This window comes from Stenotrophomonas sp. VV52, from assembly GCF_002893095.1.
GTDB lineage: Bacteria > Pseudomonadota > Gammaproteobacteria > Xanthomonadales > Xanthomonadaceae > Stenotrophomonas > Stenotrophomonas aracearum.
The window spans coordinates 1-16,139 of record NZ_PKQQ01000029.1 but is presented as its reverse complement, the minus strand read 5'-3'; the positions used below and the strand labels follow the sequence as shown (position 1 = coordinate 16,139).

Annotated in this window: 11 protein-coding genes and 1 tRNA gene; all 12 read left to right on the top strand. The window is 63.3% G+C overall.

Going from position 1 to position 16,139, the window contains the following annotated elements; all coding sequences use genetic code 11:
* Positions 1-127: 127 nt before the first annotated feature.
* Positions 128-203: transfer RNA gene (locus tag C2U58_RS19590), tRNA-Trp, on the top strand.
* Positions 204-247: 44 nt separating this feature from the next.
* Positions 248-652, top strand: coding sequence for a preprotein translocase subunit SecE (gene secE, locus C2U58_RS19585; RefSeq protein WP_070209098.1), 405 nt, complete (start codon positions 248-250; stop codon positions 650-652).
* Between the two features lie 10 nt (positions 653-662).
* Complete coding sequence (gene nusG / locus C2U58_RS19580; protein WP_102947319.1) at positions 663-1,223, top strand: transcription termination/antitermination protein NusG; 561 nt, start codon at positions 663-665, stop codon at positions 1,221-1,223.
* A 228-nt stretch (positions 1,224-1,451) separates the two neighbouring features.
* Positions 1,452-1,880, top strand: coding sequence for a 50S ribosomal protein L11 (rplK, locus tag C2U58_RS19575; RefSeq protein ID WP_070209096.1), 429 nt, complete (start codon positions 1,452-1,454; stop codon positions 1,878-1,880).
* Positions 1,881-1,884: 4 nt separating this feature from the next.
* Entirely contained in the window at positions 1,885-2,583 is a 699-nt protein-coding gene (gene rplA / locus C2U58_RS19570) for a 50S ribosomal protein L1 (protein WP_070209095.1), read from the top strand.
* Positions 2,584-2,916: 333 nt separating this feature from the next.
* Complete coding sequence (gene rplJ / locus C2U58_RS19565) at positions 2,917-3,444, top strand: 50S ribosomal protein L10 (protein ID WP_070209094.1); 528 nt, start codon at positions 2,917-2,919, stop codon at positions 3,442-3,444.
* Between the two features lie 62 nt (positions 3,445-3,506).
* A complete protein-coding gene (gene rplL / locus C2U58_RS19560) occupies positions 3,507-3,872 on the top strand; it encodes a 50S ribosomal protein L7/L12 (protein WP_102947318.1) in 366 nt (121 codons plus the stop codon).
* A 255-nt stretch (positions 3,873-4,127) separates the two neighbouring features.
* On the top strand, positions 4,128-8,282 hold the full coding sequence (gene rpoB, locus C2U58_RS19555; RefSeq protein ID WP_102947317.1) for a DNA-directed RNA polymerase subunit beta: 4,155 nt from the start codon (positions 4,128-4,130) through the stop codon (positions 8,280-8,282).
* Positions 8,283-8,371: 89 nt separating this feature from the next.
* Entirely contained in the window at positions 8,372-12,607 is a 4,236-nt protein-coding gene (gene rpoC, locus C2U58_RS19550; protein ID WP_102947316.1) for a DNA-directed RNA polymerase subunit beta', read from the top strand.
* A 311-nt stretch (positions 12,608-12,918) separates the two neighbouring features.
* Positions 12,919-13,293 (top strand): 30S ribosomal protein S12, encoded by a 375-nt coding sequence (rpsL, locus tag C2U58_RS19545; RefSeq protein WP_025879344.1) that lies wholly within the window; start codon positions 12,919-12,921, stop codon positions 13,291-13,293.
* Between the two features lie 12 nt (positions 13,294-13,305).
* Positions 13,306-13,773, top strand: a complete 468-nt coding sequence (rpsG, locus tag C2U58_RS19540) for a 30S ribosomal protein S7 (RefSeq protein ID WP_068849450.1) — start codon at positions 13,306-13,308, stop codon at positions 13,771-13,773.
* A 136-nt stretch (positions 13,774-13,909) separates the two neighbouring features.
* The gene (gene fusA / locus C2U58_RS19535) at positions 13,910-16,051 is read left to right on the top strand and encodes an elongation factor G (protein WP_102947315.1); all 2,142 of its coding nucleotides are present in this window, start codon (positions 13,910-13,912) and stop codon (positions 16,049-16,051) included.
* Positions 16,052-16,139 lie beyond the last annotated feature (88 nt).

Here is a 16,139-nt window from a genome sequence, read left to right as displayed (position 1 = left end):
GCGTGGTCTCCAAGATCGTCGCGTAATCTGCAATACCGGCGGCAGCACAGCGCTGCCGGTCTCGCGAACGGCGGGCCGGGAACCTCGGTCCGCCTTCGCCGTCTAAGGGAAGGCAGTTTTCTAACGTACGCCAGTAGCTCAATTGGCAGAGCAGCGGTCTCCAAAACCGCAGGTTGGGGGTTCGAGTCCCTCCTGGCGTGCCACTTCTCCCTTCCAGCGGCCATGCCGCCTCAGCAGCCAGAGCCGGATGAACAGCAAGATCGAGCACACCAAGGACACCTCCACCGGGGGTGACATCGTCAAGTACGCCGCCGCAGTGCTCCTGGCACTTGCGGGTCTTTTTGCTTGGTTCTGGTTCGGTGCGCCCGAACATGCTGCCCAGAATGCCTGGTCCGGCCCCCTGCGTGGCCTGGGCGTCGCCGTCGGCCTGATTGCCGGCCTTGCGGTGTTCATGCTGACCTCCAAGGGTCGCGACACCCGCGAATTCCTTTCCGAATCCCGCTTCGAGCTGCGCAAGGTGGTCTGGCCGACGCGCCAGGAAGCCATCCGCATGACCTGGGTGGTGATGGTCGTGGTGATCATCCTCAGCCTGCTGCTTGGCGGTTTTGACTTCGTGATTCAGAAAGCGATCCAGTGGTTCCTGGGTCGATAAGGAGAAACCTGTGAAGCGTTGGTATGTTGTTCACGCCTATTCAGGCTTCGAAAAGTCGGTGGCGCAGGCCCTGCGCGACCGCATCGTCTCGCATGAGAAGCAGGACCTCTTCGGTGAAGTCCTGGTTCCGACCGAGGAAGTGATTGAAATGCGCGCCGGCCAGAAGCGCCGTTCCGAGCGCAAGTTCTTCCCGGGTTACGTGCTGGTCCAGATCGAGACCCACGAAGAGAACGGCATTCCGCGCATCGACAACGAAAGCTGGCACCTGGTCAAGGAAACCTCCAAGGTCATGGGCTTCATCGGCGGTACCGCCGATCGTCCGCTGCCGATCAAGGATTCCGAAGCCGAGGCCATCCTGAACCGCGTTCAGGAAGGTGTCGAGAAGCCGCGTCCGAAGGTGCTGTTCGAGCCGGGCCAGATGGTTCGCGTCACCGAAGGCCCGTTCAACGACTTCAACGGCGTCGTGGAAGAGGTCAACTACGAGAAGAGCCGCCTGCGCGTCTCGGTGCTCATCTTCGGTCGCGCCACCCCGGTCGAGCTCGAGTTCGGCCAAGTGGAAAAAGCTCAGTAGAGCGGGGCTCTGCCTCGCTGGCAGCCGTCTGACCCCATTGGCGCCAATTCATACTGGCGCCTAAAAATCTGATATAGTGCGCGGCTTCCTGCCAGGAAGCTGGCAAAAGCATGGGGCCGCCGCAAGGTGGCCTTCTGCATGAATTCAAAACGCGATGCCGGGACGCGACATTCCCGGTCCGATGGGGAGCCTGTGGTCGCAAGGCGCTAGCACCCGGAGAGTATTCACATGGCAAAGAAAGTAGTTGGTTACATCAAGCTGCAGGTGAAGGCCGGTCAGGCCAACCCCTCGCCGCCGGTCGGTCCCGCGCTGGGTCAGCGTGGCCTGAACATCATGGAATTCTGCAAGGCCTTCAATGCCGCCACGCAGAAGCTCGAGCCGGGTCTGCCGGTTCCGGTGATCATCACGGCCTATTCGGACCGTACCTTCACCTTCATCACCAAGAGCACCCCGGCCACCACCCTGCTGAAGAAGGCCGCCGGCATTTCGTCCGGTTCCAAGCGCCCGAACACCGACAAGGTGGGCAAGGTCAGCCGTAAGCAGCTGGAAGAGATCGCCAAGGCGAAGGAACCGGATCTGACCGCCGCCGACCTGGACGCCGCCGTGCGTACCATCGCTGGTTCTGCCCGTTCCATGGGCCTTGTGGTAGAGGGTTAAGAAGATGGCACAGACCAAGCGTGAGAAGGCCATCAAGGCCGCCGTCGTCCCGGGCAAGGCTTATGCCTTCGAGGACGCGATCAAGATCCTGAAGACCGCCACCAAGGCCAAGTTCGTCGAGTCCTTCGACGTTGCCGTGCGCCTGGGCGTGGACGCCAAGAAGTCCGACCAGCAGGTCCGCGGTTCGACCGTGCTGCCGGCCGGTACCGGCAAGAGCGTGCGCGTTGCAGTGTTCGCCCCGGCTGGTGCCAAGGCTGACGAAGCCCTGGCCGCTGGCGCCGAAGCCGTCGGCATGGACGACCTGGCCGAGAAGATGCAGGCCGGCGATCTGAACTACGACGTCGTCATCGCGACCCCGGACGCCATGCGCGTCGTCGGTAAGCTGGGCACCGTGCTCGGTCCGCGCGGCCTGATGCCGAACCCGAAGGTCGGCACCGTGTCGGCCAACCCGGGCGAAGCCGTCAAGAACGCCAAGTCGGGTCAGGTCCGTTACCGCACCGACAAGGCCGGCATCATCCACTGCACCATCGGTAAGGCCGACTTCGCCGAAGACGCGCTGAAGTCGAACCTGCAGGCGCTGCTGCAGGACCTGATCAAGGCCAAGCCGGCCACCTCGAAGGGCACCTACCTGCAGAAGGTTTCGGTCAGCTCGACGATGGGCCCGGGCGTCACCGTCGACCAGTCGTCGCTGAGCCTGAAGTAATCGTTTCAAGCGGGTGCGTGGCCCAGGCCACGTACCCGTGACATTTGAAGGCAATCCGAACGGGCCTGCCCGTGACGATAGCCGTCAAAGACCGCAGGGGCGGTGGGCGCAGGCCGACCGCTTAATCGATTCCCCCGGGAACCGCCCTGCGTAGATGGTGCCCTTCTGGAGTTTTTCTGGTTTTCGCACGTCTGGGTTCACCCAGGTTGGCCATCCAGGTCTAGAACGGCCCACCCTTGGAACATCGTCCCGATGTTCCCGGCGTCCAGGAGGGATGCCGCCCAGGACCGCACACGGCAGGAGCCGTAAGCGGAGTTCAATTGGAGGAGTGCAATGGCTCTCAATCTGTCCCAGAAGCAAGAAGTAGTCGCCGAGGTCGCGGAAGTCGCTGCCAAGGCTCACTCCTTGATTGCAGCACACTACGCCGGCACCACGGTCGCGCAGATCACCAAGATGCGCGAACAGGCCCGTAAGGAAGGCGTGTTCTTGAAAGTTGTCAAGAACACCCTGGCCGAACGTGCGGTGAAGGGTACTGAATTCGAAACCGCAGCGGCCAAGTTCACCGGCCCGATGCTGTTCGCGTTCTCGCTCGACGAGCCCGGCGCTGCCGGTCGCGTCATCAAGGAAGCTACCAAGACCAACGACAAGCTGCAGCCGCAGCTGGTTGTGATCGGTGGCGAAGTGTTCCCGGCAAGCCACGTTGACGTGCTGGCCTCGCTGCCGACCCGTGATCAGGCCCTGGCCATGCTGGCCCGCGTCCTGTCCGAGCCGGTCACGATGTTCGCCCGTGCCGTCAAGGCCGTTGGCGAGAAGCAGGAAGGTGGCGCTGTCGCCGCCGAGCCGGCTGCCGAAACCGCCTGAGTCGCTGTTTACGTGGTTCCTGACGGAACCTGAACCCAGAAAATTATCCAAAGGTATTCAAAATGTCCCTTACCACCGACCAGATCGTTGAAGCCATTGCCGCCAAGTCCCTGATGGAAATCATGGAACTGGTGAAGGCCATCGAAGAAAAGTTCGGCGTCTCCGCCGCTGCCCCGGTTGCCGTTGCCGCCGCTGGCCCGGCTGCTGCCGTTGAAGAGCAGACCGAATTCTCCGTGTCGCTGAAGAGCGCCGGCGACAAGAAGGTCGACGTCATCAAGGCCGTCCGCGCCATCACCGGCCTGGGCCTGAAGGAAGCCAAGGACCTCACCGAAGCCGGTGGCGTCCTGAAGGAATCGGCCACGAAGGAAGAAGCCGAGAAGATGAAGAAGGACCTGGAAGCTGTCGGCGCGACTGTCGAAGTCAAGTAAGCAGCTCCTTGCGTCGCCACCGAATCACGGCGATGCAGCAAAGGCTGGGGGCGTAAGCCCCCGGCCTTTGGTCGTTGTTGTTCTACCGGCCTCGGGCCGGCTACTTACCGGTCCCTGACCGGCAAGTTGGCAGTTGGAAGTAGCGGGAGAAGGCGTGCTGGTGCCGGCAATACCAGCGACTTCCAACTGACAATTTTCATGTTCCCTTCGGGTCGCGCCTGCATGGCGGGGCCCGCACAGCCAAGGTGAGACCCCATGACGTCATACTCGTTCACCGAAAAAAAGCGTATCCGCAAGGACTTCGGCAAGCAGCGCTCGATCCTCGAAGTGCCGTTCCTGCTGGCCATCCAGGTGGATTCCTATCGCGAGTTCCTGCAGGAGAACATCGATCCGGCCAAGCGCCGTGACCTGGGCCTGCATGCCGCACTGAAGTCGGTGTTCCCGATCGCCAGCTACAGCGGCAACGCTGCGCTGGAATACGTGGGTTACAAGCTGGGCGACCCGGTCTTCGACGAGCGCGAGTGCCGCCAGCGTGGCATGAGCTACGGCGCGCCGCTGCGCGTGACCGTGCGCCTGGTCATCTACGACCGCGAGTCGTCGACCAAGGCCATCAAGTACGTGAAGGAGCAGGAGGTCTACCTCGGCGAGATCCCGCTGATGACCGACAACGGCACCTTCATCGTCAACGGTACCGAGCGCGTCATCGTGTCGCAGCTGCACCGTTCGCCGGGCGTGTTCTTCGACCACGACCGCGGCAAGACCCACAGCTCGGGCAAGCTGCTGTACAGCGCCCGCATCATCCCGTACCGCGGCTCCTGGCTGGACTTCGAGTTCGACCCGAAGGACGCGCTGTTCACCCGTATCGACCGTCGCCGCAAGCTGCCGGTGTCGATCCTGCTGCGTGCGCTGGGCTACAGCAACGAAGAGATGCTGGCCGAGTTCTTCGAGATCAACACCTTCCACATCAATCCCGATGAGGGCGTGCAGCTCGAACTGGTCTCCGAGCGCCTGCGCGGCGAGACCCTGAACTTCGACCTGGCCGACGGCGACAAGGTCATCGTCGAAGCCGGCAAGCGCATCACCGCGCGCCACGTGAAGCAGCTGGAAGCCTCGGGTATTGCCGCCCTGGCCGTGCCGGACGACTACATCGTCGGCCGCATCCTGTCGCACGACGTGGTCGACGCCGCCACCGGCGAACTGCTGGCCCAGGCCAACGACGAAATCACCGACGAGCAGCTGCAGGCCTTCCGCAAGGCCGGCGTGGATGCCGTGGGCACCCTGTGGGTGAACGACCTCGATCGTGGTCCGTACCTGTCCAACACCCTGCGCATCGACCCGACCAAGACCCAGCTCGAAGCGCTGGTCGAAATCTACCGCATGATGCGTCCGGGCGAGCCGCCGACCAAGGACGCCGCGCAGAACCTGTTCCACAACCTGTTCTTCACCTTCGAGCGCTACGACCTGTCCACGGTCGGCCGCATGAAGTTCAACCGTCGTGTCGGCCGCAAGGAAGTCACCGGCGAAGCGGTGCTGTACGACCGCAAGTACTTCGGTGAGCGCAACGACGAAGAGTCCAAGCGCCTGGTCGCCGAGCACGGCGACAGCTCCGACATCCTGGACGTGATCAAGGTCCTGACCGAGATCCGCAACGGTCGCGGCGTGGTCGACGATATCGACCACCTGGGCAACCGTCGCGTGCGTTCGGTCGGCGAAATGGCCGAAAACGTGTTCCGCGTGGGCCTGGTCCGCGTCGAGCGCGCGGTCAAGGAGCGCCTGTCGATGGCCGAGTCCGAAGGCCTGACCCCGCAGGAGCTGATCAACGCCAAGCCGGTCGCCGCTGCCATCAAGGAGTTCTTCGGCTCCTCGCAGCTGTCGCAGTTCATGGACCAGAACAACCCGCTGTCGGAAGTCACCCACAAGCGTCGCGTCTCGGCCCTGGGCCCGGGCGGCCTGACCCGTGAGCGCGCCGGCTTCGAAGTGCGCGACGTGCACCCGACCCATTACGGCCGCGTCTGCACCATCGAAACCCCGGAAGGCCCGAACATCGGCCTGATCAACTCGCTGGCCGTGTACGCCCGCACCAACCAGTACGGCTTCCTGGAAACCCCGTACCGCAAGGTGCACGACGGCGTGGTCTCCGACGAGATCGAGTTCCTGTCGGCCATCGAAGAAAACGAATACGTCATCGCCCAGGCCAACGCCCTGACCGACGCAAAGAACACGCTCACCGAGCAGTTCGTGCCGTGCCGGTTCCAGGGTGAGTCGCTGCTGAAGCCGCCGGCAGAAGTCCACTTCATGGACGTCTCGCCGATGCAGACCGTGTCCATCGCAGCCGCGCTGGTGCCGTTCCTGGAGCACGATGACGCCAACCGTGCACTGATGGGCGCCAACATGCAGCGCCAGGCCGTGCCGACCCTGCGTGCGCAGAAGCCGCTGGTGGGTACCGGTATCGAACGCGCCGTGGCCCGTGACTCGGGTGTGACCGTGAACGCCCGTCGTGGCGGCGAGATCGTGCAGATCGACGCCGGCCGCATCGTGGTCAAGGTCAACGAAGTGGAAATCACCGACGCCAGCGACGCCGGCGTGGATATCTACAACCTGATCAAGTACACCCGTTCCAACCAGAACACCTGCATCAACCAGCGTCCGCTGGTCGAAGTGGGCGACGTGATCGCGCGTGGCGACGTGCTGGCCGACGGTCCCTCGACCGACATCGGCGAACTGGCCCTGGGCCAGAACATGCTGATCGCCTTCATGCCGTGGAACGGCTACAACTTCGAAGACTCCATCCTGCTCTCCGAGCGCGTGGTGGAAGAGGATCGTTACACCACGATCCACATCGAAGAACTGACCTGCGTTGCGCGTGACACCAAGCTGGGGCCGGAAGAAATCTCCGCCGACATCCCGAACGTGTCCGAGCAGGCGCTGAACCGCCTGGACGAGTCGGGCGTGGTGTACATCGGTGCCGAAGTGCGCGCCGGCGACATCATGGTCGGCAAGGTCACCCCGAAGGGCGAAAGCCAGCTGACCCCGGAAGAGAAGCTGCTGCGGGCGATCTTCGGCGAGAAGGCCTCCGACGTTAAGGACAGCTCGCTGCGCGTGCCGCCGGGCATGGACGGCACCGTCATCGACGTGCAGGTCTTCACCCGCGACGGCATCGAGAAGGACAAGCGTGCGCGCCAGATCGAGGAAAACGAGATCAAGCGCGTCAAGAAGGACTTCGACGACCAGTTCCGCATCCTGGAAGGTGCGATCTACGCCCGTCTGCGTTCGCAGATCGTGGGCAAGGTCGCCAATGGTGGTGCCAACCTGAAGAAGGGCGACACCATCTCCGACGCCTACCTGGACGGCCTGAAGAAGGCCGACTGGTTCGCGCTGCGCATGAAGGACGAAGACGCTTCGGAAGCCATCGAACGCGCCCAGAAGCAGATCCAGGCGCACGAGAAGGAATTCGAGCGTCGCTTCGCCGACAAGCGCGGCAAGATCACCGCCGGTGACGACCTCGCCCCGGGCGTGCTGAAGATGGTCAAGGTGTTCCTGGCCGTGAAGCGCCGCATCCAGCCGGGCGACAAGATGGCAGGCCGCCACGGCAACAAGGGTGTGGTCTCCAACGTGGTGCCGGTCGAAGACATGCCGTACATGGCCTCGGGCGAGACGGTGGACATCGTGCTGAACCCGCTGGGCGTGCCGTCGCGTATGAACATCGGCCAGATCCTGGAAGTGCACCTGGGCTGGGCCGCCAAGGGCCTGGGTCGCAAGATCCAGGGCATGCTCGAGGCCCAGGCCGCGATCAACGACCTGCGCAGGTTCCTTGACGAGGTGTACAACCACGACAAGACCCAGCACGCCAACCACGTCGACCTGACCCAGTTCAGCGACGAGGAGCTGCTGCGCCTGGCCGGCAACCTGACCGACGGCGTGCCGATGGCCACCCCGGTGTTCGACGGTGCCACCGAAGCGGAAATCAAGCGCATGCTGGACCTGGCCGGTCTGCCGAGCAGTGGCCAGACCCAGCTGTACGACGGCCGCACCGGTGAAGCGTTCGACCGCCACACCACCGTGGGTTACATGCACTACCTGAAGCTGAACCACCTGGTCGACGACAAGATGCACGCGCGTTCGACCGGTCCGTACTCGCTCGTCACCCAGCAGCCGCTGGGCGGCAAGGCGCAGTTCGGTGGCCAGCGCTTCGGTGAAATGGAAGTCTGGGCGCTGGAAGCCTACGGCGCGGCCTACACCCTGCAGGAAATGCTGACGGTGAAGTCCGATGACGTGCAGGGCCGCAACCAGATGTACAAGAACATCGTCGACGGTGAGCACGAGATGGTCGCGGGCATGCCGGAATCCTTCAACGTGTTGGTGAAGGAAATCCGCTCGCTGGCCATCAACATGGAACTGGAAGACAACTGATCGCGCAGGCGCGGCTGCCCCGGCAGCCGCGCCGCCGGCAGTGAATCGACAGCCCCATCGACAAGATTTCCTCCTTTCGGAGAAACACCATGAAAGACCTGCTCAACCTCTTCAACCAGCAGCGCCAGACGCTGGACTTCGACGCGATCAAGATCGCGCTGGCCTCGCCGGACCTGATCCGTTCGTGGTCCTTCGGCGAAGTGAAGAAGCCGGAAACCATCAACTACCGTACCTTCAAGCCGGAGCGTGACGGCCTGTTCTGCGCCGCCATCTTCGGGCCGGTCAAGGACTACGAGTGCCTGTGCGGCAAGTACAAGCGCATGAAGCACCGCGGCGTGGTCTGCGAAAAGTGCGGCACCGAAGTGACCCTGGCCAAGGTGCGCCGTGAGCGCATGGGCCACATCGACCTGGCCTCGCCGGTCGCGCACATCTGGTTCCTCAAGTCGCTGCCGTCGCGCATCGGCCTGATGCTGGACATGACCCTGCGCGACATCGAGCGCGTGCTGTACTTCGAAGCCTACGTGGTGACCGAGCCGGGCCTGACCGCCCTGGAGCGCCGCCAGCTGCTGACCGAAGAACAGTTCCTGCAGGCCCGCCAGGAGCACGGCGACGACTTCGACGCCGCCATGGGCGCCGAGGCCGTGTACGAACTGCTGCGCACCATCGACCTGCAGTCGGAAATGACCCGCCTGCGCGAAGAAATCGCCAGCACCGGTTCGGAAACCAAGCTCAAGCGCCTCACCAAGCGCATCAAGCTGGTCGAAGCCTTCCTGGAATCGGGCAACCGTCCGGAGTGGATGGTCATGACCGTGCTGCCGGTGCTGCCGCCGGACCTGCGTCCGCTGGTGCCGCTGGACGGTGGCCGCTTCGCGACCTCCGACCTGAACGACCTGTACCGCCGCGTCATCAACCGCAACAACCGCCTGCGCCGCCTGCTCGAGCTGAACGCGCCGGACATCATCGTGCGCAATGAAAAGCGCATGCTGCAGGAATCGGTCGATGCGCTGCTGGACAACGGCCGTCGCGGCCGTGCCATCACCGGCACCAACAAGCGCCCGCTGAAGTCGCTGGCCGACATGATCAAGGGCAAGCAGGGTCGCTTCCGCCAGAACCTGCTGGGCAAGCGCGTGGACTACTCGGGCCGTTCGGTCATCGTGGTCGGTCCGTACCTGCGCCTGCACCAGTGCGGCCTGCCGAAGAAGATGGCGCTGGAACTGTTCAAGCCGTTCGTGTTCGCCAAGCTGCAGCGTCGTGGCCTGGCCACCACCATCAAGGCCGCCAAGAAGCTGGTCGAGCGCGAAGAAGCCGAAGTCTGGGACATCCTGGAAGAGGTCATCCGCGAACACCCGGTCATGCTGAACCGTGCGCCGACCCTGCACCGCCTGGGCATCCAGGCGTTCGAGCCGGTGCTGATCGAAGGCAAGGCGATCCAGCTGCATCCGCTGGTCTGTACTGCGTTCAACGCCGACTTCGACGGTGACCAGATGGCCGTCCACGTGCCGCTCTCGCTGGAAGCCCAGCTGGAAGCGCGTGCGCTGATGATGTCCACCAACAACATCCTGTCGCCGGCCAACGGCGAGCCGATCATCGTGCCGTCGCAGGACGTGGTGCTGGGTCTGTACTACATGACCCGCGCCCTGGAAAACAAGAAGGGCGAGGGCATGGCCTTCGCCAACATCGCCGAAGTGAAGCGCGCCTACGACAACCGCGTGGTGGAACTGCACGCCAAGGTCAAGGTCCGCATCACCGAAGTGGTGACCGACGAGAACGGCGACAAGCAGAAGAAGAGCTCGATCGTGGAGACCACGATCGGTCGCGCCCTGCTGGCCGAAATCCTGCCGGAAGGCCTGCCGTTCGCGCTGGCCAACACCGAGCTGACCAAGAAGAACATCAGCCGCCTGATCAACTCCAGCTACCGCCAGCTGGGCTTGAAGGACACCGTGGTGTTCGCCGACAAGCTGATGTACACCGGCTTCGCCTACGCAACCCGTGCGGGCGTGTCGATCGGTATCGACGACATGCTGATCCCGGACGAGAAGCGCGGCATCCTCACCGAGGCCGAAGCCGAAGTGCTGGAAATCCAGGAGCAGTACCAGTCGGGCCTGGTCACCGCCGGTGAGCGTTACAACAAGGTGGTCGACATCTGGTCGCGTACCAATGAACGCATCGCCAAGGCGATGATGGACACCATCGGTACCGAAAAGGTGGTCAATGCCAAGGGCGAGACCATCGACCAGAAGTCGATGAACTCGCTGTACATCATGGCCGACTCCGGTGCGCGAGGCAGCCAGGCGCAGATCCGCCAGCTGGCCGGCATGCGTGGCCTGATGGCCCGCCCGGATGGCTCGATCATCGAAACGCCCATCAAGGCGAACTTCCGTGAAGGCCTGAACGTGCAGGAGTACTTCAACTCCACCCACGGTGCCCGTAAGGGTCTGGCCGATACCGCGCTGAAGACCGCGAACTCGGGTTACCTGACCCGTCGACTGGTGGACGTGGCGCAGGACGTGGTCATCACCGAAGTGGATTGCGGTACCACCGAAGGCCTGACCATGACCCCGATCGTGGAAGGCGGCGACGTCGTGGAGCCGTTGAAGGACCGCGTGCTGGGTCGTGTCGTGGCCGAGGACGTGTTCCTGCCGGGCAACGACGAAGATCCGATCGTGACCCGCAACACCCTGCTCGACGAAGCCTGGGTCGCCAAGCTGGAAGACGCCGGCGTGCAGAGCATCAAGGTGCGCTCGACCATCAGCTGCGAATCGGCCTTCGGCGTGTGCGCCAACTGCTACGGTCGCGACCTGGCCCGTGGCCACCTGGTCAACATCGGCGAAGCGGTCGGCGTCATCGCCGCGCAGTCGATCGGTGAGCCGGGTACCCAGCTGACCATGCGTACCTTCCACATCGGTGGTGCGGCATCGCGTGCGGCAGCCGTGGACAACATCACGGTCAAGACCACCGGTTCGGTGAAGTTCAACAACCTGAAGTCGGTCGAACACGCCAATGGTTCCCTGGTCGCGGTCTCGCGCTCGGGTGAAATCTCGGTGCTCGACGCGCACGGCCGTGAGCGTGAGCGTTACAAGCTGCCGTACGGCTCGATGATCGCGACCAAGGACGGCGACGCGGTCAAGGCTGGCCAGGCCGTGGCCAACTGGGATCCGCATAACCACCCGATCGTTTCGGAAGTGGCCGGTTTCATCCGCTTCATCGACTTCATCGACGGCGTCACCGTCATCGAGAAGACCGACGAACTGACCGGCCTGGCGTCGCGTGAAATCACCGACCCGAAGCGTCGTGGTTCGCAGGCCAAGGAGCTGCGCCCGATCGTGCGCATCGTGGATGCCAAGGGCAATGACCTGACCATCCCGAACACCGATCTGCCGGCCCAGTACCTGCTGCCGCCGCGTTCCATCGTCAACCTGCAGGACGGCGCTGCCGTCGGCGTGGGCGACGTGGTCGCCAAGATCCCGCAGGAAGCGTCCAAGACCCGTGACATCACCGGTGGTCTGCCGCGCGTGGCCGATCTGTTCGAAGCGCGCAAGCCGAAGGATCCGGCGATCCTGGCCGAGCGTTCGGGCATCATCAGCTTCGGCAAGGACACCAAGGGCAAGCAGCGCCTGATCATCAAGGACACCGATGGTTCGGAACACGAAGAGCTGATCCCGAAGTACCGCCAGGTGATCGTGTTCGAAGGCGAGCACGTGACCAAGGGCGAAACCATCGTGGACGGCGAGCCGAGCCCGCAGGACATCCTGCGCCTGCTGGGTGTCGAACCGCTGGCGGCCTACCTGGTCAAGGAAATCCAGGACGTGTACCGCCTGCAGGGCGTGAAGATCAACGACAAGCACATTGAAGTGATCACCCGCCAGATGCTGCGCAAGGTCGAAATCACCGACCAGGGCAGCAGCAAGTTCCTGAATGGCGAGCAGGCCGAGCGCCAGCGCGTCATCGAGGAAAATGCACGCCTGACCACCCGCAACGAGCTGATCGCCCGTTTCGACCCGGTCCTGCTGGGCATCACCAAGGCGTCGCTGGCGACCGAGTCGTTCATCTCGGCCGCGTCGTTCCAGGAAACCACCCGCGTGCTGACCGAAGCTGCCGTCCGCGGCACCTCGGACAACCTGCGCGGCCTGAAGGAAAACGTCATCGTCGGCCGCCTGATCCCGGCCGGTACCGGCCTGGCCTACCACGCCAACCGTCGTCGCAACGCCTCCGGGCTGACCGAGTCGGAGCTGCAGACCCTGGCCGGCTCGCCGGTCGTGGCTGAAGCGGCACCGGTGGCCGCAGCGGTGGAAACCGCTCCGGAAGTCGATTCGACCGACGAGTGATGAAAACGGGGTAGGGCACGGCCGTTGGCCGTGCCTTCCCACCCGGCATCGGTGGCATTCCCGCCACCAATGCTGTAGGATGCCCGCCGGCCTCGAAAGGGGGCTGGTAGACAACCTGAACGGGGGGCAAGGAGAAGGCGCCCCAGTAACGGCCCGGGATCAGGGCTGGCCTTCCGTGCGCGCGGTTGACCGCGTTTTCAGAGGGTTGCTACAATCGTCTGTCTCAGCAGGCCAGTTTTCACCGGCCTGCTTGCACATTTCCGCACTCATGGCCGTTTTTTCCCTCGGCCTCATCTCAGAAGAACTTACTGATGGCGACGATCAATCAGCTTGTCCGCAAGCCGCGGCAGGCAACCACTTACAAGAGCGCCTCCCCGGCTCTTGAAAAGTGCCCGCAGCGCCGTGGCGTCTGCACCCGTGTGTACACCACCACCCCGAAGAAGCCGAACTCGGCCCTCCGCAAGGTTGCCAAGGTCCGCCTGACCAACCAGGAAGAGGTCATCAGCTACATCGGTGGCGAAGGCCACAACCTGCAGGAGCACTCCGTGGTCCTGATCCGCGGCGGTCGCGTCAAGGACCTGCCGGGTGTGCGTTACCACACCGTTCGTGGTTCGCTGGACGCCTCGGGCGTTGCCAAGCGTCGCCAGGGCCGTTCCAAGTACGGCGCCAAGCGTCCGAAGAGCTAAGGGAAAGTACACATGTCTCGTAAAGGTAATACGCCGCAGCGCTCTGTCCTGCCGGATCCGAAGCACGGAAGTGAAACCATCGCGCGCTTCATCAACATGGTGATGCTGAGCGGCAAGAAGTCGGTCGCTGAAAAGATCGTCTATGGCGCCATGGACGTGATCAGCGAAAAGAACCCGAACTCCATCGAGCTGGTGCAGAAGGCTCTGGACAACGTGGCTCCGTCGGTCGAAGTGAAGTCCCGCCGCGTCGGCGGTGCGACCTACCAGGTGCCGGTCGAAGTGCGTTCGTCGCGCAAGATGGCCCTGGCCATGCGCTGGCTGATCGACTCGGCCCGCAAGCGTGGTGAGAACACCATGCCGAAGAAGCTGGCTGCAGAACTGCTGGATGCCTCGGAAAACCGTGGTGGCGCCATCAAGAAGCGCGAAGAAACCCACCGCATGGCCGAAGCCAACAAGGCCTTCGCCCACTACCGCTGGTGAGTTTGACGGCCTTGTAAAACAGGCACGGCAGCACCATTAAGGTGCTGCCTCGCGGCCCCAGAAAGGCTGCGCCAATCCGAAGGCCGCCGAAAGGCGGCGTTCGGCCATCCGAATTCCAAGAAATTGAGAGGCTCCCGTGGCCCGCACCACTCCCATCGAGCGTTACCGCAACTTCGGCATCATGGCCCACATCGATGCCGGCAAGACCACCACGTCCGAGCGCATCCTGTTCTACACCGGCAAGAGCCACAAGATCGGTGAAGTGCACGACGGCGCCGCCACCATGGACTGGATGGAGCAGGAGCAGGAGCGTGGCATCACGATCCAGTCCGCTGCGACCACCGCGTTCTGGAAGGGCATGGACAAGTCCCTGCCGGAGCACCGCTTCAACATCATCGACACCCCCGGACACGTCGACTTCACCATCGAAGTGGAGCGCTCGCTGCGCGTGCTCGACGGTGCGGTGTTCGTGCTGTGCGCCGTCGGTGGCGTGCAGCCGCAGTCCGAAACCGTGTGGCGCCAGGCCAACCGGTACAAGGTGCCGCGCATCGCGTTCGTGAACAAGATGGACCGTACCGGTGCCAACTTCACCAAGGTCGCCAGCCAGCTGCGCGCCAAGCTGGGTGCCGTTGCCGTTCCGATGCAGCTGCCGATCGGCGCCGAAGACAACTTCAAGGGCGTCATCGACCTGGTCAAGATGAAGGCCATCCATTGGGATGAAGCCTCCCAGGGCATGAAGTTCGAGTACCTGGACATCCCGGCCGACCTGAAGGATGCGGCTGAAGAAGCCCGTACCTTCATGATCGAAGCCGCGGCTGAAGCCAGCGAAGAGCTGATGGAAAAGTACCTGGGCGGCGAAGAGCTGGTCGAGGCTGAAATCATCAACGCCCTGCGTACCCGTACCCTGGCCACCGAAATCGTGCCGATGTACTGCGGTTCGGCGTTCAAGAACAAGGGCGTGCAGGCCATGCTGGACGGCGTGGTGCAGCTGCTGCCGTCGCCGATCGACGTGCCGGACGTGACCGGTACCGACGTGGACGACGAGACCGTTGCGCTGAGCCGCAAGTCCGACGACAAGGCACCGTTCTCGGCGCTGGCCTTCAAGATCATCACCGACCCGTTCGTGGGCGCGCTGACCTTCTTCCGCGTCTACTCGGGCACCCTGAATGCCGGCGACCAGCTGCTGAACTCGGTCAAGGGCAAGAAGGAGCGCATCGGCCGCATCCTGCAGATGCACTCCAACGATCGTGAAGAAATCAAGGAAGTGCTGGCCGGTGACATCGCCGCTGCCGTGGGCCTGAAGGACACCACCACCGGTGACACCCTGTGCTCGCAGGAGCACCCGATCATCCTGGAGCGCATGGTGTTCCCGGAGCCGGTCATCTCGATGGCCGTCGAACCGAAGACCAAGTCCGACCAGGAAAAGATGGGCCTGGCCCTCGGCCGCCTGGCGCAGGAAGATCCGTCGTTCCGCGTCAAGACCGACGAAGAATCCGGCCAGACCATCATCTCGGGCATGGGCGAGCTGCACCTGGACATCATCGTCGACCGCATGAAGCGCGAGTTCAACGTTGAAGCCAACGTCGGCAAGCCGCAGGTGGCCTACCGCGAAACCATCCAGATGGCCGACGTCAAGTCGGACTACAAGCACGCCAAGCAGTCCGGTGGTAAGGGTCAGTACGGTCACGTCGTGATCGAACTGTCGCCGATCACCGCTGAAGACCGTGCCGACCCGAAGATCGCCCCGAACATCAAGGACGACTTCCTGTTCATCAACGACATCACCGGTGGCGTGATTCCGAAGGAATTCATTCCGTCGATCGAAAAGGGCCTGCGCGAAACCATCACCAGCGGTCCGCTGGCTGGCTTCCCGGTCGTGGACGTCAAGGTGAAGCTGGTGTTCGGTTCGTACCACGACGTCGACTCCTCGGAAATGGCGTTCAAGCTGGCATCGTCGATGGCCTTCAAGCAGGGCTTCGCCAAGGCCAAGCCGGTGCTGCTGGAGCCGATCATGAAGGTCGAGATCGTGACCCCGGAGGATTACCAGGGTGACGTGATGGGCGACGTGAGCCGCCGTCGTGGCGTCCTGCAGGGTTCCGACACCACCGGTGACGGTTCGGCCAGCGTCATCAACGCGATGATCCCGCTGGGCGAAATGTTCGGTTACGCCACCTCGCTGCGTTCGCAGACCCAGGGTCGCGCAACGTTCACGATGGAATTCGACCACTACGAGCCGGCGCCGAACAACATCGCCGAAACCGTGATCAAGAAGGCCTGAGCGTAAGCTCAGGTCTTTACCTCCCTCTTTTCAAATTCAAGGTATACAACAATGGCAAAGGGTAAGTTCGAGCGCACCAAGCCGCACG